Source organism: Mycobacterium sp., assembly GCF_036488105.1.
In the GTDB taxonomy this organism is placed as follows: Bacteria; Actinomycetota; Actinomycetes; order Mycobacteriales; family Mycobacteriaceae; genus Mycobacterium.
This window is the reverse complement of record NZ_DASXHW010000307.1, coordinates 1-23348: the sequence shown is the minus strand read 5'-3', so window position 1 is coordinate 23348 and position 23348 is coordinate 1. Positions and strand designations below refer to the sequence as shown.

Below are 23348 nucleotides of genomic sequence, written 5' to 3'. Positions count from 1 at the left end.
AACACGGATGGGTCGTGTACAAGGGCATGATGGAGGATCCGGCCGTCAGGTCGTTCAGTCCGTCCACGTTGGGCGAGGCGATGGTCAGGCGGCTGTACCGCCGAGCGGTGCTCACGGCACAGATCACGGTGCCCGTCGTCCCCAGCATGCTCGACGAGTACGTCAAGATGTGCGACAAGATCTTTGCCGCCTCGGGAGTGCAGTACACCGCCGAGCAATCCCTTCAGCTCAGGACAGTGCTGGCGGCCGAGTTGACCAAGGCCTACACGACGTCGTCCCGTTCGAACATCGTGATCTCGTTTCATGCGCCGTTCGGCATCTCGATGAATTACCGGGTCACAACCGAATCCGTGACACTCAGTGGCGCCTACGACGGCTGGGTCAGCACCCGCGGGGAGGGACCGCTATTCGGCACCGAGCCGGACGCCCGGGTGTGGGCGCTGTCCGGCGAAGTGGCGGACCCCCAGGCTCATCCCGTTCTTGACGTCGGTGCGGGAACGGGGCGCAACGCGTTGGCCCTGGCGCGGCGCGGGCACCCGGTGGATGCGGTGGAGATGAGCCCGAAGTTCGCCGACATCATTCGTGCGGCGGCCGGCCGTGAATCGCTTCAGGTCCGTGTCATGGATGGCGATGTCTTCGAGACGATGGACGGTGTTCGCCGGGACTATCGGCTGATCATTCTTGCCGAGGTGGTCCCTGACTTCCGCAGCACCGGTGAGTTACGGGGCATATTTGAACTCGCTTCCGATTGTCTGGCTCCCGGTGGCCGGCTGGTTTTCAATTCCTTCCTCGCGCGTCAGGGCTACACCCCCGACAATGCGGCGCTTGAACTCGGGCAACAGTGCAACACCATGATCTTCACGCGTGACGAACTGAGCGCCGCATCGTCTCAGCTGCCCGTTGAGCTTATCGCCGATGACTCGGCTTACGAATACGAGAAGACCCATCTGCCCGACGGCGCCTGGCCACCCACCGACTGGTTCGAGGGGTGGGCCAGCGGCCTCGACCTGTTCGACGTTGAGCGTGAAGAATCCCCAATCGAGTTGCGCTGGCTCGTATATCAGAAGACGTGAGGGATAGTCATGGCGGATGCACTCCACTTCGTCGACGCGAACGGACTGAAGTTCGCCTATCTCGAAGAAGGAACCGGGCCACTGGTGTTGATGCTGCACGGGTTCCCCGACACCGCGCACACCTGGGATCACCTGCGCGCCCGCGTCGCGGCGAAGGGATATCGAGCGGTAAGCCCCTTCATGCGCGGGTACCACCCCACCGCGATCCCGGATCGCGACGCCGACCAGGAAACTCTGGCGCGCGACGCCCTTGCGCTGGTTGACGCGCTCGGCGCCAGCGAGGCCGTTGTCATCGGACACGACTGGGGAGCCTCGGCCGCGTACGGCGCGGCGGCGCTAGGCCCCGAACGGGTGAAAAAGCTGTTCGTCCTCGCCATTCCTCATCCGGCTGCCCTCAAGCCGACGCTGAAAAAGCTCTGGGGGGTACGGCATTTCGCGGCATACAAATTACCGGGGGCAGCAGAGCGCTTCGCGCGCAACGACTTCGCGGCGCTTCCCGAAATCTGCCGCCGCTGGTCGCCGGGTTGGCGGCCCGACCCGAAGGAATTCGACCCAGTGCGGGCGAGCTTTGCGAACCGCGCGAGCTTGAACGCGGCATTTGGCTATTACCGAAAGCTTTCGCCGATACCCAGCGCGTCGCTGAAGGCACGAATTACCGTGCCTACGGTCGTGTTTGCGGGGCTCGGTGACCCCATCGCGGAGCCTGCCGACTATCGGGGCGCCGCCCGGATGTTCGCCGGTGACTACATCGTCGAAGAGGTCGACGGCGGGCATTTCATGCACCGAGAACACCCCGACGCATTCGCGGATCGACTGCTCGCTCACCTGTGACCCGGCCGAACCGCGATTTGGCCGGCCGCCGCGCGTGGCTGATATCGTGCAGGGCCTATGCCCGAAATGGATCGTCGCACCTTGATGTTGATGACGGGGTTCGGCGTGCTGGCAGCCGCAGTGCCCCTCGCGCAGGCCAGGGCCTACCCGCGCCCACCAGCAGCGCCGCAGGGCGGATACATCTTCCAAGACGAATTCGATGGCCCAGCCGGCTCAGCGCCTGATCCGGCGAAATGGGCAGTGGCCAAGGCGCGCGAGGTAATCAAAGACCCCACGCACTGGGAATTGCCCGAGAACATCGGCCAATATCGCGACGATCGCCGCAACGTCTTTGTCGATGGCAAGTCAAACCTGGTTCTCAAGGCTGCGAAAGATGGCCCTACCTTCTACAGCGGCAAGGTACAGAGCCTCTGGCGAGGCGGCGTCGGCCACACCTGGGAAGCGCGGATCAAGCTCGATTGCCTCACTGCCGGCAGCTGGCCCGCCTACTGGCTGGGAAATGAGGACCAGGGCGAAATCGACGTCGTCGAGTGGTACGGCAACGGCAGCTGGCCGTCGGCCACCACCGTGCACGCGAAAGCCAACGGCGGTGAATGGAAGACCCACAACATCCCACTGGACAGTGGCTGGCACACCTGGCGATGCCAATGGGACGCAGCCGGCATCCGGTTCTGGAAAGACTGGGTCGACGGCGCGCAACCCTATTTCGACGTTCCGGCCGACTCGCTGCCGGATTGGCCGTTCAACGGCCCCGGCTACACCGTCTACCCGGTGTTCAACCTCGCGGTCGCCGGTTCAGGTGGCGGTGACCCAGGACCGGGCACCTACCCCTCGCAAATGCTGGTCGACTGGATCCGGGTCTGGTAAAAGACGGACGCGCCGGTCCCCTGGCCTCAGACAAGTAATGGGGTAAACCCGCGATGCAGGTTCACCCCATTACTGTGAAATGTCAGTAGTTGCTACAGCTGCCCGCGACCTGGTTGATCAGCGGGAAGTACTGCGCAGCCCCGGGGAAGCCCTGGGCCTGCTGCGCCATCGCCTGGCGCTGTGGCGGCGGCGACGCCAGGAATTGCTGCAACCAGCCCTGTGCCATGTGGGAGTTTTGGAACTTTGCTGCGGCGGCCGGCGACTGCGCATTCAGCGCCGCGACTACCTGGGGATAACTGCAGGTGGTGTTGATTGCCGCACCCAGATCGGGGTCTGCGGACGCGATCCCCGCGCCAGCGAGCACCGACAATGCCAGACCCCCGGCTACGGCAGCCAGTTTGCTCAACGAACGCGTGACCATATGTGGGACACCTTCCAAGTGATGAGGCGCCGAACTTCGACGCCGCGAACCCGAGTTTACCGGAAGGATTCGGGGGCGGCTTTGTCGAAGATCGCGCCGCGTCGGCCGACGCAACCCGCCCTCACCCCCACAACACCGTGTCACAGGTACTTTTCGGGTATGGCTGAGCGCCCGGCCCGCAACCCGGCGGTGGACTTCTACCGCGTGTCGGGGGTGGTTCTCATCGTGCTGGGCCACTGGCTGGCCGGAGCGGTGACCTACCGCGACGGAGTCTTCGGTCGGCAAAATCCACTCGTTGATCAACCCTGGACCCAGTGGCTGACGTGGCCCTTCCAAGCCGTTCCCGCCTTCTTCCTGGTCGCCGGTTACGCCGCTGCCGTGTCGTGGAGCCATCAACACGCGTCCGAGGGGGTGCCGCGCCAGACCTGGCTGCGTCATCGGCTGGCCCGCGTACTCGGGCCTTCGGCGGTGTATGTCGCGCTGGTGTCGGTTGTTGTCGCTGTCTGTGATGCATCTGGGGTGGCCGGGTCGACCCTGGAATACGCAGGCTGGGCGGTGGCGATGCACCTATGGTTCCTCGCCGTCTATCTGGTAGTGGTTTCGCTCACGCCGATTGCGATTGCGGCACAACGCCGTTGGGGACTTCTGGTTCCTGCGTTGCTGGCGGCGGGCGTGGTGGCTGTCGACGTCGCCTCGCTGGCCGGCCACGTGCCGTATCTGGGTTGGCTGAACTATCTGCTGTGCTGGGCGCTGCTCTACCAGCTCGGAATAGCTTGGCAGAAAGGGTCTTTAGCGGGGTTGCGACCGGAAATGCTTGCCGCCGGCTCGGCCTGCGCGTTGTGGCTGTTGATCTGGCTGGGGCCCTACCCGGTCAGCATGATCGGCGTTCCGGGCCAAGCCGTGCAGAATACCGAGCCGCCGTCGGTGGCAATGCTGGCGTTCGGGTGCGCGCAGGCCGGCCTGGCGATCAGCTTCGCGCCCGCGCTCAACCGCGCGCTGCGGGGCGATCCGGTCCAGCGAGTGCTGTCCCGGGCCAACACCAATGTGATGGCCCTGTATCTGTGGCACATGATTCCCGTGGTGATCGTGGCGATCATCGGCTATCCGGCCGGACTGCTGCCACAGCCGGCTGAGGGCCACGCAGCGTGGTGGCTCGCCCGATTGGAATGGGTGGTCATTCTCGGCCTGGTGACCGCGGTAGAGCTGGCACTGCTGAATTGGGGCCGGAGGTTGTCCGCCGCGCCACTGCCCGCACTCAATGTGGTCGGGAGCCGCTGGGCCGAGCCGATCATGCTGGCCGGCGCCTCGATGGCGGCCTACGGGCTGGCGTTCTTCGCCGCGGAAGGCTTCGCGCCGTATGGGCATCTCCCGCGGCTGACCGCGGCGGTATTCGTTGTCGGCGTACTGCTGGTGGCGCTGTGCCCGCGGGATCGCAACCGCGGGCAGGCACAACCTCAGATCGCCTGCCGGAGCTAGGCCGATGCGCTCAGCGCGGCCAGCGCTGCATCGTAATTGGGCTCTTGCGCGATCTCCGGCACCAGCTCCTCGTAGGCGACGTTGCCGTCGGCGCCGATCACCACGACGGCCCGGGCAAGGAGGCCGGCGAAGGGGCCGTCGGCGATGGTGACGCCGTAATCCTGACCGAAGCTGTCACGGAACGCCGACGCGCTCTGCACGTTCTCGATGCCCTCGGCACCACAGAAGCGTGCCTGAGCGAACGGCAGGTCGTTGGAAACGTTCACCACCGAGAGACCGCCCGCGGCGGCGCGCTCGTTGAAGGTGCGCACACTGGTCGCGCACACCGGTGTGTCCACCGACGGAAAGATGTTCAGCAACACCGGCTTACCGCCGAACTGTTCGTTACTCACCGGTGCCAGATCGGATCCGGTCAGTGTGAAGGCCGGGGCCGGAGATCCCACGGCAGGCAGATCGCCGACGGTGTTGATCGGGTTTCCACGCATAGTTATCTGTGCCATGCACACAGTCTGCCAAGGCCGGGAGGGCGGCGTGGGGCCGGGGGTTGGGTCAGCTTCCGGCGCGCCGCATTCGAGCGGGTCGCCATGCCGACCCTTAGTGTCCTCTATATATTGACTAGCGTGCCTGAGATCAACCGACGGAACATCATGATCACAATGGGGCTGGGCGCACTCGGGGCCGCGATGTCTCTCCCGGAAGCCTGGGCTCACCCGTCTCCCCCGGCGGCGCCGGCCGATGCCGCACCCGGGAGCTACATCTTCCACGACGAGTTCGACGGACCGGCTGGCCAAGGCCCCGATCTGGCTAAGTGGACGCCGCAGACCTGGCAGGACGACGTGTACCCGCCCGTCGACGGGATATACCGCGCCGGAAATGTTTTTCTCGATGGGAATTCCAACCTTGTCCTGCAGGCCAGCCGAGAAAACGGTGAGTATTTCACCGGCAAGCTGCGCGGTAACTGGCGGGGCACGATCAACACCACCTGGGAAGCGCGGATCAAACTCAACTGTTTGTACCCCGGCCTGTGGCCCTCGTTCTGGACCGTCAACGAGGACCCGCAGCCGGACGGCGAGGTCGACGTCTTCGAGTGGTACGGCAACGGCGAATGGGCTCCCGGTACCACGGTCCACGCGGCATCCAACGGGAAAACCTGGGAAGGGAAATCCATTCCCGGGATGGTGGACGACGCTTGGCACACCTGGCGCATGCGTTGGGATCAGGACGGCTTCAAATTCTGGCGGGACTACGTCGACGGAGCCAAGCCGTATTTCAGCGTTCCGCCGAAGCCGATCCACGTTTTCGGGGCCCCTCCCGAAGACAAGCGGTGGCCGTTCAGCAATCCCGGCTACTGGATGTCGCCCATGTTCACGCTCGCGGTCGGCGGCGTCGGAGCAGGCAATCCCGCCGCAGGGACGTTCCCCTGCCAAATGCTGATCGACTACATCCGGGTCTGGTAGCGGCTCACCGCACGGCCTTGATCACCTGAACCAGGTTGAACTGCCACCGCTCGACGAGGCGAAAGCCTAGATCGTGCGGAACCGCGAAGGCCGGTGTCGCCCGGTAGAGCGGCCCGGGCGGGAGCGCCGGACCCTGCTCATAGGCGGGCATCGCGTTATCGGCTTGGGTGATGATCCACACGATGCGGCACTGGCTCAGTGGTTTCGCCACAACTTCTGGGATGAGGTTGGTATCGAAGACGTCATTGCGGTCGGTTGCTCTCTGCCACAGGGTCAGGTCGACCAGCTTCCGGTAGGCGTCCGGGCGTGCCGCCATCAATGGGCGCATAGGTGCGGGCATAAACGTCACCGTGTCGTTGACCAGTAAACAATCGGCAGGCGCTGCCTTGGCCGCGATCAGATCGGCGACTTGGCTGTAGTCCATACCGTATTTCGCGTACGGATTACGTTGCACCGAAACATAATTCGGCGCCGCAGCAGCCGCGAGAAGGCAGATGACAGCCGGCGCTGCCCATCGCGTGACGGCCAATGCGCCGATGCACACGCCCAAGACCACGGCCATCGCCGGTGCGGTGAAGCACAAATAGCGCGGCGTGTAGACGGGGTGAACCACCGCCGACCAGGCGACGATCACCGCGGTCGGTATAAACAGCCAGGCAGTCGCCAACGTCAATAGCTGGCGGTCAGCATCCGCTAGGCGCGCGGATGTGAACAGCCACAACACAATAGCCGTCGCGACTATGAGCGCGGACAGAATTGCGAACGGAGGGCTTCGCTCGAAATACTGTTGCATTGCCACATCCTCGATCGTCCGGTGCCCGATCGGGGCGACCCAGCTGATCTGATGCGTTTGGCCGATGGCCGCGATCAAAAACGGCGCGAGGGCGCAGCCCGCCAGAACGGATGCAAGCGCGAACCGTAGGACGACTGTTCGGCTGCGCCGAAAGGCGCAGATGAAAGCGACGTACCCGGGAGGCAAAAGCAGCAGATACACGTCGAGCAAAACCGACACGGCCAGAACGAGCCCGTAACACAGCCACACCCACGCGTCGTCGCGCCGCGTCGCATGGACGAGCAGCACCGTCAGCCACACGGCGGCCATCATCGAAATCGCATACGGGCGGGCTTCGATGCCCGCCCAGGTCGCCCGGGGCAAGATCGCGCAAACAACTCCGGAGGCCAGCGCGACAGTGCGAGACGAGAACTGCTTGCCCAGCACCACGACTCCGGCCGCGGCGGCCCCGACCGCGAGACCGCTTGGCACGCGGGACCAGAATTCCGTGGGCGGGACGATTTTGAACCAGCCGTGCATGAGCACGTAGTACAGACCCTCGACCGCGTCGACGTTTTCCAGCATGTGCCACAACTGGCTCAGAGAACGACTGTATGCGGCCGAAATCGTGGCGGCCTCGTCGTACCAGAAAGACGGGCGGCCCGCGCCGGCCAGGCTTACAACGGAGGCGAACACAGCAACGATCACAGGGTCCAGCGCGGCTCGCGGCGGTGTTCGTCGGTCACGGCGAACCTTTGCGATAAGGCGTCTTGGATACCCGCTGAACACGTCGCCATGGTGCCAGAGCGCAACGGGCACCTCGCGGTCGGTGGTTCCGGCGACGGCGACCCGCAGCGGGCAGCTACCCGGCCGAGATGCTGGTTGACTGGGTGCGGGTCTGCTAGCTAGTGCCGCGACGCCCGCACCTTGTAGGTGGACGGCCACGAGTGCCGGGTGTCGTCGCCCACCAGCGGCGTTCCCATGTTGCCGACTTTGACGGCGTACGCTTCCTCGCCCGCGCCGACCTCGCGATTGGCATGTTCCTGAGCCAGGTAGTACAACTCGTCGATGGTGGCCTCGTGGTAGGCGACGAACGTGGTCTTGCGGACGATGTCGCCGGCCGCGGCGATCATCCAGTCGGGCAGGAATCTGGTGGCGAGCGCGCCCAGACCCAGCAGCGAGAACGGCACCACCCAGTAGCCGATGTAGGTCAGCGGCGTGGTGGTGTCGAGTATCGATGCGTTAGCCGCAACAATCGGCGGAATCGAAGACGACACCGTCATTCCCGCGAACACGCCGACCCAGATCCAGGTGAGCCGCGAGGTGATCTGGCCGAAAACATCGCTGTTGACCACCGCCGGAGGCTGATTCGCCGCGGCGTACTCGTGCACGAACGACGTGGCCGACTGCGCGGCGACCAGGGTTACCAGCAAGATTCCCGCGATGCTCAGCGGTAGCGCCCATCGTTGCAGAAACGACTGGCTCGCCAGCAGTGTCACCCCCGTGAGCGTCAAGAACGTTGTACCAGAACCGATTTCAAGCGCACGCCTGGGTGTGCGGGTGAGATAGCTGGCGACCAGTCCGGCGATCGCGATCGCGAACGCGACCAAAGCCGCGACCAGCAACGACGTGTTGCCGACCAGGACCCAATAGACGATCCACGGCGCGAAGCCAAACAGAATGCCCACGATCGGTCAGTGTACGGAGTCCATTCCAGCACCGAATACGTCCGTCCGCCGCAGCAGAGCGTTGCGGGTTCGGCGCGTTCAGCGTTGAAGGCTGCGCAGGGTGCTCTTCGCAAATTTTTTCAGCACCTCGTCACGCCCAGAACCTGACTCGCGGGCGCTGATGAGTTGGGCGTGGAGGCCGATCAGAAAGAACGCGGCGCTGTCGTACGCGTCGACGTCGTCGTAGAGTTCGCCGCGGATACGCGCTCGCTCGATTTCGGCAGCAAGCAGCACGAACGTCGGGTGCTTGGTCCAATTCTCGTCTTTGGGCGCCGCCGGTGAGAAGTAAAGGCTGATCACGTCACGGAATAAGGATGCGCCCCAACGGTTCTCGAGTGCCACGACAAGCCTGATGATTTCGTCGAGAACTGCCGGCAGGGTGCGACGGGTATCGAGAAATCGGCCGAGCTCCTCAGCGAGATAGTCCTCATCGCGTCGGATCAACTCCAGCAGGACATGCTCCTTGGTGGGGAAATGGAAGTAGAACGTACTGCGGGCAACTCCCGCCGCTTCCACGATCGCGTTGATATCCGCCGAATTCGCGCCGGCACGCTGGAACTCCACGATCGCGGCATCCAGTACCCGCGCCCGCGTCTTGCGGCGCTGGGCTTCGCGACCCGTCGCAGTGTCTGGCACGGCCCTATTCTGCAGCATCCGGTCAGCTCGCTGACAGATATCACTTGAAATTGGTGTTCAACGAAGCTGAGCGCGGACGCACTCCTCTGGTTTTCGGCCGACAACAGGCTATTTTTACCATCCAAACACCGGCTTATCGATTCCGAGCTGATGTGCAAGGGTGTGGCTTTCGTTGTCATTTGTCAGTGAACGTGCTAGATCTAAGACGGCACGGGTTGTGGCGAGCCAACTGGAGTGGACCGTCGACGCGCGACTTCGCATGAGGTGAGGCAGGGACGTAATCGATGAATACCAGAGGTCAACGCATCCTGTTGTGGACGGCGCCGCCGGCGGTGGCGTTGTTTGCGCTTGCCTACCTTGTGTTCCCGGTGTTTTCACCACCTCTGTCGCCGACGTTGACGCCCGACCAGGTGGCAGCGTTCTTCCGGGACAATGTCACCGGAATCCTCGGTGTGGCGATCCTCTGCAACCTCATTGCGTGCTCGTTGGTGCCACTGTTCGCAGTGACAGCCGTGCAAATCTCTCGCGTCGCCACGTCGAGCACGGTCCTGACGTACGCCTACATCATCTGCGTCGGCGTCGGTACCACGGCATTCATCCTCGCCGACTACTGCTGGGGGATGGCCGCGTTCAGGCCCGATCGCGATCCGCAGCTCACGAGTCTGCTCAATGACATGGCGTGGTTCTTCTTCATCGCGCCGGTCGGCACGATCATGGTGCAGAACTTGTGCTTCGCATTGAGCGTCTACCTGGATGAGCGCCCAGATCCGATCTTTCCGCGCTGGGTCGCGCACTTCAACGTCGCGACCGTTGTGCTGCTGGCCCCGAGCGCATTCTCAATCCTCTACAAGACGGGTCCACTCGCCTGGAATGGTCCACTGTCGTTCACATTGCGGTTGACGACGTTTGCCGTCTACATCGCGGTGATGTTCTGGGCCCTTTTGCGAGCAGTGCGACACCAGGGTGACGAACGGGTGGTTCTCGCGTGAGCGGCAGTGTGGCAGAGGTGCCCAAGGCCCCCGCCCCCGCGGCCGAGCATGCAACGTCGTGGCGCACCAATCGCAAACTCGATCAGTGGATCGCGTTTTGGAGCGTGCCGTTCTTTTTCAACTTGTTCGGTCTGGTGTTCGTCCCGCTGAGTTGGATGATGCCGCCGAGGTCACCGAGTAGCGCCACCCCGCGCATCGTCGACTTCATGCACTCGCACAATCTGCTGATCGCGTGCGTCATCCTGACGCTGGCCTATGGGCTCGCGCCGGTGTCCAACGCCTGCTACCTGATGCAGGTGAGGCGGATGTCGGTGAGCCCCGCGTTCCGCTATTCGATGATGATCGGCGCGATCACGGGCGCGATCGTCGGCATGCTGTTCCCGATGTTCTGCTTCGGCCTCGGCGCATTTCGCCCCGGGTACAACTCGGGTGTCTTGACGATGCTCTACGACTTCGGCTATCTGGCATTCATCGGCTCGCTGGGATGCTTCTGCGTCATGTGGATGGCCTTCGGTTTGGCCATCATTCTCGATGAGAACAATATTCTGCCAAAGTGGTTGGGGTACTACACCATTTGGCAGTATGTGACCGAGCTGATGGCCGCACCGGTCTGGATCGTGAAATCAGGGCCTTTCGCCTGGAACGGCCTGATGACCTTCTGGTTCGCGATGACCCTCTATGTCTCGTGGCAAATCATCGTGTACGTGTGCATCTACCGGGCGATCAAGAACCAGCCTGAGGCCGAACTCGACAACGCCTCGCCTGAGCTCCGGCCGAAAGCAGCTGAGCTCCGGTCAGGGACGAGCGCATGACCAACGTTGCAGAGGGGGTCGCCCCGGGCGTCGGCAACTCTCGACCGGATGACAGCAGGCGGGGTCATGTCCCCGGCGACTCGAGCATGTGGTTCTTCGTCATTGGCGACTTGCTGATATTCGGCGTCTATTTCGTCGGCTACATGTACTTCCGGGGCCAGAATCACGAGCTGTTCCTACAAAGCCAAGCTCGGCTGAATCTGGACATCGGTGCCATCAACACCGTGATGTTGTTGACCAGTTCGCTGTTCGTGGCACTCGGCACCGAGGCGGCTCGCGCCGGCAATAGAGTGGCTGCGCTACAACGGTTCTGGATCGCATTGGCCTTCGGCGCCGCCTTTCCGCTGCTCAAGATGTTCGAATGGATCCCCGAAATCAGCAGCGGCTTGACGCCGGGGAAGAACCTGTTCTTCATGTACTACTACGTGATGACCGGCATGCACCTGTGCCATGTCGCCCTCGGCCTGGTCATCCTATGCTTCATCCTGCGCAGCCTGAAAGCGTCGAAGCCACCCAAGATCTCGTTCGTCGAGACAGGTGCCACCTACTGGCACATGGTCGATGTCTTATGGCTGGTCCTGTTCGCCCTGCTGTACTTGATGAGGTAGCCCATGACGGCGCTGATACGCAATCCATTGACAATCGTGTGGGCACTGCTCACGACGGTCACCATCGTGTCATCGTTGATCGCCCTAGATGGCGGTGCTGCGCATCAGATCAACACTACGGTGACAACCGCCGTATTGCTGATCGCAGCGGTCAAGGCGTACTTGGTGATTCGGCATTTCATGGAAGTTCGCCGGGCACCCCTTTGGCTCAAGGCGACCACGAGCGGATGGGTTCTCGGACTTTTCACCCTGCTGCTGAGCTTCTACTTCGCCAGTCTGTGACCAAGCAATATGCGTGGATTCGTGCCCATCTGTCAGGCAGCGATACTTTGCGCCAATTCCCATGCAGTCTCGGCCATCCCGCGATAACGCTCGCGGTATTCGTCGGTGCCGGCCCGCTGATCGGCCGCGTTGCCTTCGACGCCCCGCCGCCACACCCCGGCGGTGATCGAAGCCAGCCGGAACATCGAAAACACCACGAAGACGTCGAGAGAGTCTGGAAGCTCAATGCCCGCGAGAGCGCGGTAGCTGTCTAGGAAGGTCTGCTGATCAGGAATACCTGTGCCAGTGAGGTTTTCTCCGATAACGCCGCTTCTGCCGCCGGGTCCGCCCGGCACGTGATACGTGACGCAGAAATACCCGAGGTCGGCCAACGGATCTCCGATCGTCGCTAACTCCCAGTCCAGTACTGCCACTACCCGCGGCTCGGTCGGGTGCAGCAAGACGTTGCCCAGACGATAGTCGCCGTGGGCGATGCACGACGGCGCGTCATCGGGCGGCAGGTGCTCGGGCAGCCACTTCGCCAGCAGATCCATCGCCGGCATGTCCTCCATGCGCGCGGCCTCCCACTGACGAGTCCACAGCGCCACCTGGCGCTGCATATAGCCCTCTGGCCGGCCGAAGCCCTCGAGTCCGACGGCGCGCCAATCCACGCGGTGCAGGGCCGCAAGCACGCGGGCAAGGTCCTGATAGACCGCGGCGCGGTGTGCGGGACTCTCCTCCCGCATGACCCGGTCCGGGAAGACCCGGCCCGGAACGTGCTCCATGACGAAAAACGTTGTACCGAGCACAGATTCGTCGTCGCAGAGCAGGTGCATGCGCGGCACGGGAACATCGGTTTCGGCCAGCGCGGCCATCACGCGGTGCTCGCGCGCCACCTCGTGCGCCCGCGGCAACAGCTTGCCCGGTGGCTTCTTGCGCAGCACGTAGTCGCCGCCGGCGGTCTGCAGATGAAAGGTGGGATTGCTCTGGCCGCCCTGAAACTGCCGAACCTGCAGTTGACCGTCGAATCCGGGCAGCCGGCCACGCAGGTACCGGGCCAGCGCCGCTTCGTCGAATCGATGCGCAGGCAGTACCGGCACCAGCTCAGCCATCCCCGCCATGTGTGGCCCCTTGTCGTCGACCGCGTCTGCGAAAACCCTACCGAGGAGAGCGCCTGACAATGCCGATGATCGACTTGACTTAGCAGCAGGACGACGCATCCTGATCGAGTCGGCTCGGTTAGTGTCCGATCATGGACATCTCTTGTGCCTTCGCCACCTCATCGGAGACCCCAGCGCAGGTTGAACTGGCGGAGTCGCTCGGCTATCGGCGAGCGTGGCTCTACGACTCCCCTGCGCTGTACCCCGACGTCTGGATGATCCTGGCGCGGTGCGCCGAACGGACGTCGCGGATCGGGCTCGGACCGGGTGTTCTCGTTCCCAGCCTGCGGCATCCGATGGTCAACGCGGCGGCCATCGCCGAGCTCGTCGACCAGGCGCCGGATCGCGTCGCAGTGGCCATCGGATCGGGCTTCACCGGCCGGTTCTCGTTGGGTAAGCGACCCATGCCGTGGCGGCGGGTCGCCGAGTACGTCCGCTGCCTGAAGACGCTGCTGGCCGGCGAGACCGCCGAATGGGAGGGCGCCCGGATTCGGATGATGCACCCGTCCGGGTATGGCGCCAAGCGACCCATCTCGGTGCCGATCCTGATCGGCGCCGATGGCCCGAAGGGTCTGGCCGTGGCGGCCGAACTCGGTGACGGGGTGTTCTCGGCCGCCGTTCCTCAGCCCGATGCGGTCGACGCGGCCGACTGGCGGGCGCTGCTGTCCTTCGGCTCGGTGCTGGACGAGGGCGAGGAGCTGACCTCGCCGCGGGTCGTCGACGCGGTGGCACCGGGCGCCGTTGTGATGTATCACGCGATGTACGAGCGCGGCGGCGCCGCCGTGGTCGACGCGCTACCCGGTGGGCGCGGATGGCGTGCGGCGGTCGAGGCCCATCCCGAGAACGAACGGCATCTCGCCATCCACGAAGGGCACCTGGTGAAAGCCAACCCGCGCGACGAGCCCTACATTGCCGACCTCATTCCGGTGGCCAGCGCCGGGGCGTTGACGGGTACCGCGGAACAGGTCGCGGCGCGCGTGCGCGACCTTGCCGCAGCGGGGGTCACCGAAGTCGCTTACCAGCCAGCGGGATCCGACATCGAACGCGAGTTGCGCGCCTTCGCATCCGCCACCGGCATCGCCGGCTGAGTATTACGGTGTAGTGATGATCGCCAAAGTAGTCGTGACGGCTCTGCTCGCGTTGCTGATGGGGTTTGCCGGTTCGATCAAGCTCGTCGGGGTGAAGCAGTCGTTGGAGATTCGCGATCATCTCGGCGTCAACCCGATGCAGTGGCGGATGATCGGGGCGCTCGAACTCGCCGGTGTCACCGGCATTCTGGCGGGGCTGTCGTGGGCGCCGATCGGCATAGCCGCCGCCGTCGGACTGGCTTTACTTCTCCTGGGCGCCATCGGATTTCACGTGCGGGCATCCGACAGCGCGTCCGACTCGGCTCCCGCGGTGATCGGACTGGGTCTGGCCGTCGCGACCGCGATTTTGCAGTCGATGTAATCAAGTAGCTTGTCATACCCGGCGGCTGACTATTAAGCTGGGCTAAATGAATGACGTCGTCATCGCCGGGGCCGGCCCGAATGGGCTGATGCTGGCGGGTGAACTCGGATTGGCCGGTATGCGGCCCGTCGTGCTGGAGCCGCTTGCCGGACCCAACCCGCAACGGCGCGCGAATGGGATTACCGGTCAAGCGGTTCGGCTGCTCGACCATCGCGGCCTCTACAGCGTCCTGGCCGGAACTCCCGATCCCCCTCAGCCGTCCCCGTGGGCGATGTTCGCGGCCATGGCGCTGGATCTGACCGGGGTGCCGGACCCACAGCACTTCATGTTTCCCGTCCAACAACCGCGGCTGGTCCAGATTCTGGCCCAGCGGGTTCGCGACGACGGCGCCGATTTGCGCTGGGGACACCGACTGGTCGGATTCGACCAGCACGCCGACGGTGTCGTCGTGCACGTCGACGGTCCTGACGGCCCGTACGAACTGCCCGCCAAGTACCTCGTCGGCGCGGACGGGGGGTCCAGTCAGACGCGCAAACTCGCCGGCATCGACTTTCCCGGAATGACCTCACATGACGCGGTAGCCCGGATGGCGTTCGGAGTGGCGCCACCCGCCGATTGGGTCGACCCGATCACCGGTGTGCTCGACATCCCCGGCTGGGGTCGTGTCCCACCCGCGCCGTTCTACCGCGCCGAGCACGGTGTGTTCGCCTGCCGCCGGATGGGGGACAGGGCGATGCTCATCACGTTGGAACTGGATCGATCGGCCCAAGAGGACCGGCTCGACGACTACGACGACGACGACACGCCGGTGAGCCTGGCCGAGATCGAGGCCAGCGTGAAACGTGTACTCGGAGCCGATGTTCCGCTGCGACCGGTTTCGCCGGACGCTCCGCTGGACCTGCGCCGCTTCTACGGCATCAACTCGAGGATCGCCTCGGCGTACAGATCGGGCCGGGTCTTCCTGGTCGGCGACGCGGCGCACGTCCACTCCCCGCTGGGCGGGCCGGGCCTGAACCTCGGCTTGCAGGACGCCGTGAACCTCGGCTGGAAGCTGGCCGCAGTCATTGCCGGTGGCGCCGATCCGGCGTTGCTCGACACATATCAGGCCGAGCGCCGGCCGGCCGGCGAGCGTGTCGTCATGCACAGCCGGGCCCAGCTGGCTCTGGTGCGGCCCGGAACAGAAGTCACCGCCCTGCGAGGCCTGCTCTCTGAGTTCCTCGAGGACCCGAACAACGCTAAGCGGCTCAGTGATCTGTTGTCCGGCAACGACAATCGTTACTACGTCGGTGCCGATGCGCATCCGCTGGCCGGACGGTGGGTGCCCGATTTCGCTGTCCGGAACGGCGGAACGACTCGACGGGTGGCCGAGCTCGCACGCAGCGGTCGTCCTTTGCTGATCGACCTCACCCAGGATGCAGCTGTCGCCACCGTGACTTCCGATGTCGCAGAGCGGATTACCGTCGCCGCCGGCAACCCGGTCGGTGGCGTGTCGGCCACGGCGCTGCTGGTCCGGCCGGATGGCTACGTGGCGTGGGCCTCGTCGGCGCCGGAACCCGAGGTTGACGAACTTCGTCGCGTCCTTCGGACATGGTTCGGCATCAAAGCAGTCTGAAGTCGAAAGTCAGTTATTTCGAGGCGATTTCGTCTTGATACTTCTTCGTCATATGCGCGACGGCGTCGTTCTGCGATTGCGCAAGGCCTTCGCGTGCCTCGCTGGCACGCGCGGCGGCGTCCAGGGTCGGCTGCGCCTGGCCCTGGAAATGCGGCATCACTTCGGCGGCGAACAGCTCAGCCGACCGTTTGGTCGCGGCCGGGTTGGCCCACTCGTGGCCCATCTGCAGCATGCAGCCGAATCCGCCGGACTGATCCCACATCCGCTGCACTTGTTCGCGCGCCCGCTCCGGACTGCCGATCACTCCGGCACCGTTGTCGTTGATCACATCGATCATCTCGTCGATTTGCTCGCCGGGCATGGTCATCTGCGGGAACGCGGCCACCTTCTGGAAATACCGGAACCACGGCTCCAGACCGAATTTCACTTCCTCGCGGGCTTGCTTGTCGGTTTCGGCGATGTGGAACGGCCCGACCAGGCTCCAATTCTTCCGGTCGACCGTGGTGCCGAACGCCGCTGCGCGCTCTTCAACGATGTCCCAGTGATATTGCAGCGCGTTGAAGCCTTCGATCGTCAGCGTCGCCCCAATGGACAGCAGGCCGATGCCGTGCTTGCCGGCCAATCGTGCACCGGTTGGCGAAGCGACCGCGGCCACCGCCAGCGGGACACCCCCGTCGGAGTACGGGGCAAGCTGCAAGCGGGCGTTGTGCAGTTCGTGTGTCGGCGTTTTCGCCGACACCGCCTCGCCGCGCAGTAGTCGGACGACGATGTCAAGGTTGGTCTCCAGCAGCTCTCGCGTGTCGGTGGGGGTCAGCCCGATCATCGACGAGTCGCTGGGCAGTGAGCCCGGCCCTACCCCACCGATTACCCGGCCGTGGGTGAGGTGATCGAGCATCATCAACCGGTCGGCGACCCAGAGTGGATTGTGGTACGCGAGCGAGATGACCCCGGTACACAACTTGATCCACTTGGTCCGCTCCGCGGCGGCCGCGATGAAAATCTCCGGCGAGGCGATGATCTCGCTGCCCGCCGAATGATGCTCGCCGATCCACGCTTCATCGAAGCCGAGTGCGTCGAGGTGTTCGACGAACTCGAGATCTCGCTGCATGGCCAGCGTCGGGTTGGTTCCTGCGCGGTGAAACGGAGCGATGAAATACCCAAACCTGAGCTTGGCCATGTACGGTCCCCTAGCAGTCGAGTTGCCCAGACCTTAAACCCGTGACGCGCTGAGGGTTAAGAGTTAGAGCCTCGAATCTGCAAAGAGTTTCTGGGCAACGCCCAACCGGTTAGCCGCCGCCGCAACCAACGCCGGGAATACAGCCGCCGCCACCGCCCGGCCCGCCGCCGCCGGTTGGGCCGCCGGGAATGCTGCCGGCGCCACCGCCTGGCCCGCCGCCGCCGGTCGGGCCGCCCGGGATGCTGCCTCCCCCGCCATTCGGCCCGCCGCCGCCGGTCGCGCCGCCAGGCCCACCGCCGCCGGGGGCCATCGACGGTGCCGGCGCCACGCTCGACGACGGAGTCGTGGTCGTCGTTGTGGTGGTGGTCGGCCCGCCCTTCCCACCCCCACCGCAGCCAACCGCAAGCGCGAGCATCGCCGCGCCGAAGAACATGATCATCGCTGTTCGCATGCCAGACATCATCTGAAATCCCCTCATCCGTGCATCCCGAGATACCCGCGACGACAGCGTGCGAAACGCGTTGAACGCGAGCGGGATCAGGCTCGGCGGGACAGCTGGGCGTGGATCAGCGGAGCGATCTTCTCGGCCATGTATGCGTGTCCGGCGTCGTTGGGGTGCACGCCGTCGGGGCCGATCAGGTCTGGCCTGCCGACGAACCACCCCTCGCTGATCGGGTCGATGAACGTCGCCCCGGCTTCGTTGGCCTGAAAGCTGAGGATGTCGCGGACGTACAGGACGTCAATCGGCGGATCGGAGCCCGTCCATGGCGGGCCGATCACCAGCAACTTCGCCGTAGGCGCGATACGGCGGGCCAGTTCCAAGGTGTCGTGCGCCATGGCCGCCATCTGCGCCGGGTCGACACCGTGGTCGTTGCGTGAGCCGAAGAACACCACCAAGGAATCGTCGGGGTGGACAGCCCGGTTGGTCAGGTCCTCGAAGACGCTGCCGTGGTCACCGCGGACGACGTAGCCGGCCCGGCCTTCGGAGGCAACCTCGGGCGCGACCTGCACGCCCTGGCGCGCGAGCGTCAGCCAGGTGCGGTTGGTCCAGGTGTTCGATCCCCAGCCGCCTTCATCGGTACCGGTGGTGTAGGAGTCCCCGATTACCGCGACGTGGTCGATCGGGGTGCCGCGAGCCACGGTCCGGTAACCCTGCACCGTGGCGGGATGGAGGGTGACCATTCCGGCCGCAACCGCACCCGCGATGACAACTGTGGCTAGACGCCCCACCGTTACCTCCACTGTCCACCACCCCGGCCGCGCCTCCCAGCCGTATGAGCGGCATCGTAAAAGCACCACGACGAATTGCGCGGTCGACGCGTTGTCGTCCGGCGGGACGCCGCGTGGGGGCCAGTCAGTGCTGGTGAGGCCCCACTTTGTCGACGGACGCGAGACCCCAAGGTCTCGCGCCACAAGGGATGCTACTTGATCAAGATTTGGCGCAGTATTGCTAGCTGTACCAGAGAGTTTCAGCCCGCGCGCGCCGAGATCGGCTTCGGTCGACCTTCCTGGATTCCGTCGACCGACTGCAGTTTGCCGCCCGCGGCCGGCGCAGCAGGATCAGCAGCGTCGACCACAGGCCGGCCATCGCCGACCATCCTGCGCATCCAGAGACGGGCGGGCTCCTCTACGCCGTGATACAGCACGGCCGCGGCGGCGAAGGTGACCGCGAGCACGGCGGCCAGCAGCAGCTTGCCGCCGTTGCCGACCATGGTGAGCTCGAACTGCTGGGCCGTCCAGATCCACGCGGTGTGCGCCAACTCGTGAACCATGTACAGGCAGAACGAGATCTTCCCGCCGTAGACCATCGGCCGGAAGGACAGCAGCGCCGGCAAGCTGCCGGTGCCGGCTGCCAGTGTCATTACCAGCGGCACGAACAAGATGTCGACCAGGCCGCCGGTATCCGTGACACCGTGCAGCGGGTGCGCATCGGACCAGTACAGAAAGCCCACCACGCCGGCCATCAGCAATACGGACGCCCAGCCGGCAGCGCCGCGACCACGGTCGGTGAGCTGCAACCTACTGACCGCGGCGGCGATCAGCGCCCCGGCGGTGAACTGCATGACGATGCGCGGCAGCCAACTCCAGGGCGTGTAGAACTGGCCGGTCACCAACAGCGACACCACCGGGGGCAGTGCGGCGGCTACCGCCAGCCACATCAGGTTGCGAGCGCGGGTCGCACGCGCCATCCGGAAGATCACCAGCACCAGCAGCCCGAACAGGAGGTAGGCCAACCACTCGGCGCTGATCGACCATGCCGGCCCGTCCCAGCTCGAATTGTCGAAGAACGGTTGGAACCACAGCTGTACCAACAGGACCTGACGCACGTAGCTGATCGCCGTGAAGCGGTAGATCTCGTCCGACGGCACGTGGCCCACGTGCAGCGTGAAAATGACCCACAGTGCGGCCAAATGCAGGGTGACCAGGTAAACCGGCCACACCCTGGCCAACCGCAACCAGAGGAAATGCAGGGTGGCACGGGTCGACCAGGATCCGCCCATCCGATCGAGGTAGTTCCAGGTCAGCACGAACCCACTGAGGATGAAGAATAGATCCACGCCTTGGGCGCCACAGTTGAGCACCGGTGTGAGTGCGTCGAGAAATCCGGGTGCGGCATCGTGCAATAGCGGCCGGAAGTGAAAGAGCACCACCCAGACGGCGGCGACGATGCGAAGTCCTGTGAGGGCCTTGATATCTCCGCTGCGCACAACATTCTTTCCGTGAGGCCGCTGGCGCTTCATTCACCACGGCGCATCGTCACAAACGACGGCGTTGGCAGGGTATCAGTGCGCTGGATCGATAGCGAGTTGTCGGCCCGGCGTGGCTCGCAGCGATTATCCAGGTATCACCGCAGGCAGGCGTCGTATCAACGCGCGGAACCACCGAGGCCGTTGCCGCAGAAGATGTCGAGGCCGCTGCCATCCTCATCGGTGAGTCGATCGGCCTTATCCACGCAGTGCATCCCGCTGCAGACATCGTCGCCGAGATGGCGGCTGAGGCCGACCGAATCCTGAACCGCGAGAGCAGCTCCAGGCCGAGGTCAGTACACGGGTGACCAGGCTGACGTCCGAAGCAGTCGTGTAGGCGGGGCCGGTGCCGTGCGCGTGGTCGGCATACCAGAGCAGCCGAGCTTCGTCTCCGGCGCCGAGTGTGGGCATCCAGCCATCTCGAAAAGCGGCCTCGAAGTCGTCTTCGGCACGTCCCCGCACCGTGTGCACCTCGTGCATGAACAGCGTGTCGCGAGACCTCCTGTGCGAGCGCCACTTCGCGCTTCCGTTCAGACGGACGGTAACCCGGGCGTCCGGGTGTCCACGGGCGGCAACCTGGACAGTCAACCCGAACATCTGGTTTGCTCGCATCCATGGCCAGGCTTGATGTGCCCGACGGCCCCGGTGGTGAGGCCGCAATGATTTGGACGCTGCGACCGCAACTCGGCGACATGGTCGAGCGGATGATTCGCGGCGCTTACCAGCAGAGCATTCTGCCGCCGGACGAGCGCGAGGTGGCCAGGATGCGGATCGCGCAGATCAACGATTGCGTCGCATGCTCAGACTTCCGCGCGGGTTCGGTGCTCGAGGCGGGCGTTGCGCCGGAACTGTATGAGAACGTCGCGGCCTACGCCACCTATCCCGGTTACACGGCGCGCCAACGGCTTGCCATCGAATACGCCGAGCGATTCGCGAACGACCACGCATCGATCGACGACGGGTTCTTCGGACGGCTGCGCGAACATTTCACCGATGAGGAAGTCCTCGATCTCACACTCTGTGTCGCGGTGTTCCTTGGTCTGGGACGCTCCTTGACCGTGCTCGGCGTCGATCAGTCGTGCGCGATCGATCTCTGAACACAGCGGGAAGGACAGCATGGATATCGCCACCGTCGACGAATTGCTGAGCACCACCCGGTCGGTACGCAAACGTCTCGACCTCACCCGGCCGGTCGGTCGCGACGTGATCCTGGAGTGCATACAACTGGCGATGCAGGCGCCGACGGCAAGCAACACGCAGGATTGGCGGTGGCTGGTGATCACCGACCCCGACAAGCGCGCCGCCATCGCGGAGATCTACAGCAGCATCGGTGCCGAGTATCTTGCACTCGCCGCGAAGGACGCGTCCGACCCGCAAACCCAGCGCGTATACGCCAGCGCGTTCAGCCTCACTGACACGCTGGCCCACGTTCCCGTGCATGTCATCCCCTGCCTGGAGAACCGCATCGATAACTCCAGCGTGTTGACCGCCGCGTCGGCTTGGGCCTCGATCATCCCGGCCGGTTGGAGCTTTTTGCTCGCGCTTCGTTCTCGTGGTCTCGGATCGGTCTGGACGACAATGCATTTGGCCAAGGAGCAAGAGGTAGCCGAATTGCTGGGCATCCCGGCCATGGTCACACAGGCTGCGCTTTTCCCGGTGGCCTACACGATTGGCACTGACTTCCGGCCGGCCTGGCGGCCGCCCGCGGAGACCGTCACCTTCTGGGACAGCTGGGGAGAACGCTGATGCAATCCTTCACCGTGCGGTTCCACGTCGACGCACCACCGCGGAAGGTGTGGCGGGTGCTGCACCCGCCGGTGCCGCCGAACGCGCCAAAGCCGCGGGTGCTTGAGTGGCCGACCGGCAGCATGGAGATCCTGAACGAAGGCGACGAAGCCGGTGAGGGTCTGGTCCGGACCTGTGTCTTTCCCGTGCCCAAGTACTTGCTGTCCGGTGGCAAAGGACGCTCGTGGGAGACCGTCACCGAGGCCACCATCAATAAGCTGTCGCGCTACGTTGCGATCGGGAAACCGCTGTGGTCGCGCGCCGAGGGCTACCACGAACTCGAGGAACAGCCCGACGGCAGCACCCTGCTCACCTTCCATGAGACGTATCACGCGTTCAACCCGTTGTTGCGTCTCCTTCTCGAGCGACCCGTCCACGCAAAGATTTCTCGCGACAACACCGAAATTTACGAGCACGCGCTCAGCTATCTCGGATCGGTCAAGCGACTGGCCTAGTTGGCTCCCCCGCCGGCGAGCTGTCGGCACGTCATTGGAACGTACTGGCCAGTAGCTGAAAATTGTTTCTTAGCAAAGTATTAAGCGCTGGAACAGGTGACCTTAGAGTAGGCAATTAGCGTCTCAAACAGGTTCGGGTCATCGTTGATCCCGATATTGCAGTAACAGTGTTTGAGATGGGGGCGTTCTGATGAAGGACCCGATTGGCACGGCAGCTTCGTTGGCGCCGCGTCACGCCCATCTTCCCGTCGACTGCAGTGGCGCCGCGGTGCGCGCGCAATGCCGTCATCTGGCCACCGTCGTGACGATCAGCGGTGCGATCGACGCGAGCAACGTCGACCAGGTCATCGAACACGCCCAGCGCTTCAACCTGCCGGACAAGCCATTTGTCCTCGACCTGTCGGGCCTGGACTCGTTCGCCGCGCAGGCTGTGCGCCTTCTGCACCGCGTCGACGACGCCTGCAGCGCCGCCGGGCTGGAATGGGCGCTGATCCCCAGCCAAGCGGTCAGCCTGACGCTGCTGGTTACCGGCGAGGACACCAGCTTCCCCACCGCTGCCACGGTGCACGAGGCGCTGCACTACTTCGCCGACGCCAACACCGCGCGACGCCGGCTACTGCTGCCGCTGCTCACAAAAACCGCGTAGCCCGATAAATGGGCTGCGGCGCTCATTTCGCAAAGTCCGTATGCTGCTATTCGTGACGTCCAAGTCAACGGCCTCAGCCGCTGTGGCGCTGATCGCGCTGGGCTGGGTTGTGTCCGCAGGCCTCGCCAGTGCCGACCCCCCGTCCCCGGCGCCCGCTCCTGCTCCGACTCCTGCGGCGGCGCCGGCCGCTGGCCCCAAGACGACGATCGACCATGACGGTGTCTACAACGTGGGAACCGACATCGTGCCGGGGGTCTACACCTCGGCCGGTCCGGTTGGCACCGGCGTCTGCTACTGGAAGCGGCTTGGCGATGACACCAAGCAACCGCTCGACAACGCCATGAGCAAAAAGCCGCAGGTGGTGAGGATCGATCCCACCGACAAGAC

At 64.4% G+C, this 23348-nt stretch carries 27 protein-coding genes and 2 pseudogenes; 18 read left to right on the top strand and 11 right to left on the bottom strand.

Going from position 1 to position 23348, the window contains the following annotated elements; genetic code table 11:
• Positions 1-29: 29 nt before the first annotated feature.
• From VGH54_RS16305 to VGH54_RS16295, 3 genes are read left to right on the top strand one after another with little or no spacing between them, the layout of a single operon-like run.
• On the top strand, positions 30-1073 hold the full coding sequence (locus VGH54_RS16305) for a class I SAM-dependent methyltransferase (protein ID WP_331513113.1): 1044 nt from the start codon (positions 30-32) through the stop codon (positions 1071-1073).
• 9 nt (positions 1074-1082) lie between these two features.
• Positions 1083-1904 (top strand): alpha/beta hydrolase, encoded by an 822-nt coding sequence (locus VGH54_RS16300; RefSeq protein WP_331513100.1) that lies wholly within the window; start codon positions 1083-1085, stop codon positions 1902-1904.
• A gap of 57 nt (positions 1905-1961) precedes the next feature.
• The gene (locus tag VGH54_RS16295) at positions 1962-2771 is read left to right on the top strand and encodes a glycoside hydrolase family 16 protein (protein WP_331513099.1); all 810 of its coding nucleotides are present in this window, start codon (positions 1962-1964) and stop codon (positions 2769-2771) included.
• 82 nt (positions 2772-2853) lie between these two features.
• On the opposite strand, the gene VGH54_RS16290 is transcribed toward VGH54_RS16295, so the two are convergent.
• Positions 2854-3192: a hemophore-related protein gene (locus VGH54_RS16290; RefSeq protein WP_331513098.1), complete on the bottom strand. Its 339-nt coding sequence runs from the start codon at positions 3190-3192 to the stop codon at positions 2854-2856.
• A 159-nt stretch (positions 3193-3351) separates the two neighbouring features.
• Here VGH54_RS16290 and VGH54_RS16285 point away from each other — a divergent pair, with 159 nt between their 5' ends.
• On the top strand, positions 3352-4668 hold the full coding sequence (locus VGH54_RS16285; protein ID WP_331513097.1) for an acyltransferase: 1317 nt from the start codon (positions 3352-3354) through the stop codon (positions 4666-4668).
• Here VGH54_RS16285 and tpx read toward each other — a convergent pair.
• Positions 4665-5168: a thiol peroxidase gene (gene tpx / locus VGH54_RS16280; protein ID WP_331513096.1), complete on the bottom strand. Its 504-nt coding sequence runs from the start codon at positions 5166-5168 to the stop codon at positions 4665-4667. The two genes, VGH54_RS16285 and tpx, sit on opposite strands and share 4 nt — an antisense overlap.
• Before the next feature lie 129 nt (positions 5169-5297).
• On the opposite strand from tpx, the gene VGH54_RS16275 reads away from it, so the two are divergent.
• Positions 5298-6125, top strand: a complete 828-nt coding sequence (locus VGH54_RS16275) for a glycoside hydrolase family 16 protein (RefSeq protein ID WP_331513112.1) — start codon at positions 5298-5300, stop codon at positions 6123-6125.
• A 4-nt stretch (positions 6126-6129) separates the two neighbouring features.
• Here VGH54_RS16275 and VGH54_RS16270 read toward each other — a convergent pair whose 3' ends face one another.
• Positions 6130-7659, bottom strand: coding sequence for a glycosyltransferase family 39 protein (locus VGH54_RS16270; RefSeq protein ID WP_331513111.1), 1530 nt, complete (start codon positions 7657-7659; stop codon positions 6130-6132).
• Positions 7660-7713: 54 nt separating this feature from the next.
• Here VGH54_RS16270 and VGH54_RS16265 point away from each other — a divergent pair.
• A pseudogene (locus tag VGH54_RS16265) lies at positions 7714-7802 on the top strand (1,3-beta-glucanase); the annotation flags it as partial.
• Here VGH54_RS16265 and VGH54_RS16260 read toward each other — a convergent pair.
• Complete coding sequence (locus tag VGH54_RS16260; protein ID WP_331513095.1) at positions 7803-8585, bottom strand: hypothetical protein; 783 nt, start codon at positions 8583-8585, stop codon at positions 7803-7805.
• Between the two features lie 78 nt (positions 8586-8663).
• Complete coding sequence (locus tag VGH54_RS16255) at positions 8664-9278, bottom strand: TetR/AcrR family transcriptional regulator (protein WP_331513094.1); 615 nt, start codon at positions 9276-9278, stop codon at positions 8664-8666.
• Positions 9279-9544: 266 nt separating this feature from the next.
• Between VGH54_RS16255 and VGH54_RS16250 the strand changes: the two genes are divergently transcribed.
• Genes VGH54_RS16250 through VGH54_RS16235 form a run of 4 tightly spaced genes read left to right on the top strand, consistent with a single transcriptional unit; the run spans position 9545 to position 11951 of the window.
• Positions 9545-10249, top strand: coding sequence for a hypothetical protein (locus VGH54_RS16250; protein ID WP_331513093.1), 705 nt, complete (start codon positions 9545-9547; stop codon positions 10247-10249).
• Entirely contained in the window at positions 10246-11061 is an 816-nt protein-coding gene (locus VGH54_RS16245) for a hypothetical protein (protein ID WP_414688731.1), read from the top strand. The genes VGH54_RS16250 and VGH54_RS16245 overlap by 4 nt, the downstream gene beginning before the upstream one ends.
• Complete coding sequence (locus VGH54_RS16240) at positions 11058-11669, top strand: cytochrome c oxidase subunit 3 family protein (protein WP_331513092.1); 612 nt, start codon at positions 11058-11060, stop codon at positions 11667-11669. Before VGH54_RS16245 ends, VGH54_RS16240 begins: the two co-directional genes overlap by 4 nt.
• A 3-nt stretch (positions 11670-11672) precedes the next feature.
• Positions 11673-11951, top strand: a complete 279-nt coding sequence (locus VGH54_RS16235) for a cytochrome C oxidase subunit IV family protein (protein WP_331513091.1) — start codon at positions 11673-11675, stop codon at positions 11949-11951.
• A 32-nt stretch (positions 11952-11983) separates the two neighbouring features.
• Here VGH54_RS16235 and VGH54_RS16230 read toward each other — a convergent pair whose 3' ends face one another.
• Complete coding sequence (locus VGH54_RS16230) at positions 11984-13042, bottom strand: phosphotransferase family protein (RefSeq protein ID WP_331513090.1); 1059 nt, start codon at positions 13040-13042, stop codon at positions 11984-11986.
• A gap of 140 nt (positions 13043-13182) precedes the next feature.
• Between VGH54_RS16230 and VGH54_RS16225 the strand changes: the two genes are divergently transcribed.
• The 3 genes from VGH54_RS16225 to VGH54_RS16215 are packed head-to-tail and all read left to right on the top strand — an operon-like array spanning position 13183 to position 16151.
• Positions 13183-14178, top strand: coding sequence for an LLM class flavin-dependent oxidoreductase (locus VGH54_RS16225; protein ID WP_331513089.1), 996 nt, complete (start codon positions 13183-13185; stop codon positions 14176-14178).
• A 16-nt stretch (positions 14179-14194) separates the two neighbouring features.
• Positions 14195-14539, top strand: coding sequence for a DoxX family protein (locus VGH54_RS16220; protein ID WP_331513088.1), 345 nt, complete (start codon positions 14195-14197; stop codon positions 14537-14539).
• Between the two features lie 46 nt (positions 14540-14585).
• On the top strand, positions 14586-16151 hold the full coding sequence (locus tag VGH54_RS16215) for an FAD-dependent monooxygenase (protein WP_331513086.1): 1566 nt from the start codon (positions 14586-14588) through the stop codon (positions 16149-16151).
• Between the two features lie 13 nt (positions 16152-16164).
• On the opposite strand, the gene VGH54_RS16210 is transcribed toward VGH54_RS16215, so the two are convergent.
• The 5 genes from VGH54_RS16210 to VGH54_RS16190 all read right to left on the bottom strand — a co-directional run bounded on the left by VGH54_RS16210 (position 16165) and on the right by VGH54_RS16190 (position 20687).
• A complete protein-coding gene (locus tag VGH54_RS16210; RefSeq protein WP_331513085.1) occupies positions 16165-17328 on the bottom strand; it encodes an LLM class flavin-dependent oxidoreductase in 1164 nt (387 codons plus the stop codon).
• Positions 17329-17437: 109 nt separating this feature from the next.
• Positions 17438-17791: a hypothetical protein gene (locus tag VGH54_RS16205; RefSeq protein WP_331513084.1), complete on the bottom strand. Its 354-nt coding sequence runs from the start codon at positions 17789-17791 to the stop codon at positions 17438-17440.
• A 74-nt stretch (positions 17792-17865) separates the two neighbouring features.
• Positions 17866-18558, bottom strand: a complete 693-nt coding sequence (locus VGH54_RS16200) for an Rv0518 family GDSL lipase (protein WP_331513083.1) — start codon at positions 18556-18558, stop codon at positions 17866-17868.
• 239 nt (positions 18559-18797) lie between these two features.
• Complete coding sequence (locus VGH54_RS16195) at positions 18798-20069, bottom strand: acyltransferase (RefSeq protein WP_331513082.1); 1272 nt, start codon at positions 20067-20069, stop codon at positions 18798-18800.
• A gap of 204 nt (positions 20070-20273) precedes the next feature.
• Entirely contained in the window at positions 20274-20687 is a 414-nt protein-coding gene (locus VGH54_RS16190) for a hypothetical protein (RefSeq protein ID WP_331513081.1), read from the bottom strand.
• Positions 20688-20689: 2 nt separating this feature from the next.
• Here VGH54_RS16190 and VGH54_RS16185 point away from each other — a divergent pair, with 2 nt between their 5' ends.
• From VGH54_RS16185 to VGH54_RS16165, 5 genes and pseudogenes are all read left to right on the top strand, one after another.
• On the top strand, positions 20690-21172 hold the full coding sequence (locus VGH54_RS16185) for a carboxymuconolactone decarboxylase family protein (protein ID WP_331513080.1): 483 nt from the start codon (positions 20690-20692) through the stop codon (positions 21170-21172).
• 19 nt (positions 21173-21191) lie between these two features.
• Positions 21192-21821 (top strand): nitroreductase family protein, encoded by a 630-nt coding sequence (locus VGH54_RS16180; RefSeq protein WP_331513079.1) that lies wholly within the window; start codon positions 21192-21194, stop codon positions 21819-21821.
• On the top strand, positions 21821-22315 hold the full coding sequence (locus VGH54_RS16175) for an SRPBCC family protein (RefSeq protein WP_331513078.1): 495 nt from the start codon (positions 21821-21823) through the stop codon (positions 22313-22315). The genes VGH54_RS16180 and VGH54_RS16175 overlap by 1 nt, the downstream gene beginning before the upstream one ends.
• A 190-nt stretch (positions 22316-22505) precedes the next feature.
• Entirely contained in the window at positions 22506-22961 is a 456-nt protein-coding gene (locus tag VGH54_RS16170; RefSeq protein ID WP_331513077.1) for an STAS domain-containing protein, read from the top strand.
• 40 nt (positions 22962-23001) lie between these two features.
• Positions 23002-23348: pseudogene (locus VGH54_RS16165) on the top strand (hypothetical protein); the annotation flags it as partial.

Excerpts from the sequence above, each read along its gene's own strand:
- VGH54_RS16305 (WP_331513113.1), top strand. The coding sequence starts at position 30 with ATGGAGGATCCGGCCGTCAGGTCGTTCAGTCCGTCCACGTTGGGCGAG.
- VGH54_RS16300 (WP_331513100.1), top strand. The coding sequence starts at position 1,083 with ATGGCGGATGCACTCCACTTCGTCGACGCGAACGGACTGAAGTTCGCC.
- VGH54_RS16295 (WP_331513099.1), top strand. The coding sequence starts at position 1,962 with ATGCCCGAAATGGATCGTCGCACCTTGATGTTGATGACGGGGTTCGGC.
- VGH54_RS16290 (WP_331513098.1), bottom strand. The coding sequence starts at position 3,192 with ATGGTCACGCGTTCGTTGAGCAAACTGGCTGCCGTAGCCGGGGGTCTG.
- VGH54_RS16285 (WP_331513097.1), top strand. The coding sequence starts at position 3,352 with ATGGCTGAGCGCCCGGCCCGCAACCCGGCGGTGGACTTCTACCGCGTG.
- tpx (WP_331513096.1), bottom strand. The coding sequence starts at position 5,168 with ATGGCACAGATAACTATGCGTGGAAACCCGATCAACACCGTCGGCGAT.
- VGH54_RS16255 (WP_331513094.1), bottom strand. The coding sequence starts at position 9,278 with ATGCTGCAGAATAGGGCCGTGCCAGACACTGCGACGGGTCGCGAAGCC.
- VGH54_RS16250 (WP_331513093.1), top strand. The coding sequence starts at position 9,545 with ATGAATACCAGAGGTCAACGCATCCTGTTGTGGACGGCGCCGCCGGCG.
- VGH54_RS16240 (WP_331513092.1), top strand. The coding sequence starts at position 11,058 with ATGACCAACGTTGCAGAGGGGGTCGCCCCGGGCGTCGGCAACTCTCGA.
- VGH54_RS16235 (WP_331513091.1), top strand. The coding sequence starts at position 11,673 with ATGACGGCGCTGATACGCAATCCATTGACAATCGTGTGGGCACTGCTC.
- VGH54_RS16230 (WP_331513090.1), bottom strand. The coding sequence starts at position 13,042 with ATGGCTGAGCTGGTGCCGGTACTGCCTGCGCATCGATTCGACGAAGCG.
- VGH54_RS16225 (WP_331513089.1), top strand. The coding sequence starts at position 13,183 with ATGGACATCTCTTGTGCCTTCGCCACCTCATCGGAGACCCCAGCGCAG.
- VGH54_RS16220 (WP_331513088.1), top strand. The coding sequence starts at position 14,195 with ATGATCGCCAAAGTAGTCGTGACGGCTCTGCTCGCGTTGCTGATGGGG.
- VGH54_RS16215 (WP_331513086.1), top strand. The coding sequence starts at position 14,586 with ATGAATGACGTCGTCATCGCCGGGGCCGGCCCGAATGGGCTGATGCTG.
- VGH54_RS16210 (WP_331513085.1), bottom strand. The coding sequence starts at position 17,328 with ATGGCCAAGCTCAGGTTTGGGTATTTCATCGCTCCGTTTCACCGCGCA.
- VGH54_RS16205 (WP_331513084.1), bottom strand. The coding sequence starts at position 17,791 with ATGATGTCTGGCATGCGAACAGCGATGATCATGTTCTTCGGCGCGGCG.
- VGH54_RS16195 (WP_331513082.1), bottom strand. The coding sequence starts at position 20,069 with ATGAAGCGCCAGCGGCCTCACGGAAAGAATGTTGTGCGCAGCGGAGAT.
- VGH54_RS16190 (WP_331513081.1), bottom strand. The coding sequence starts at position 20,687 with ATGCGAGCAAACCAGATGTTCGGGTTGACTGTCCAGGTTGCCGCCCGT.
- VGH54_RS16185 (WP_331513080.1), top strand. The coding sequence starts at position 20,690 with ATGGCCAGGCTTGATGTGCCCGACGGCCCCGGTGGTGAGGCCGCAATG.
- VGH54_RS16180 (WP_331513079.1), top strand. The coding sequence starts at position 21,192 with ATGGATATCGCCACCGTCGACGAATTGCTGAGCACCACCCGGTCGGTA.
- VGH54_RS16175 (WP_331513078.1), top strand. The coding sequence starts at position 21,821 with ATGCAATCCTTCACCGTGCGGTTCCACGTCGACGCACCACCGCGGAAG.
- VGH54_RS16170 (WP_331513077.1), top strand. The coding sequence starts at position 22,506 with ATGAAGGACCCGATTGGCACGGCAGCTTCGTTGGCGCCGCGTCACGCC.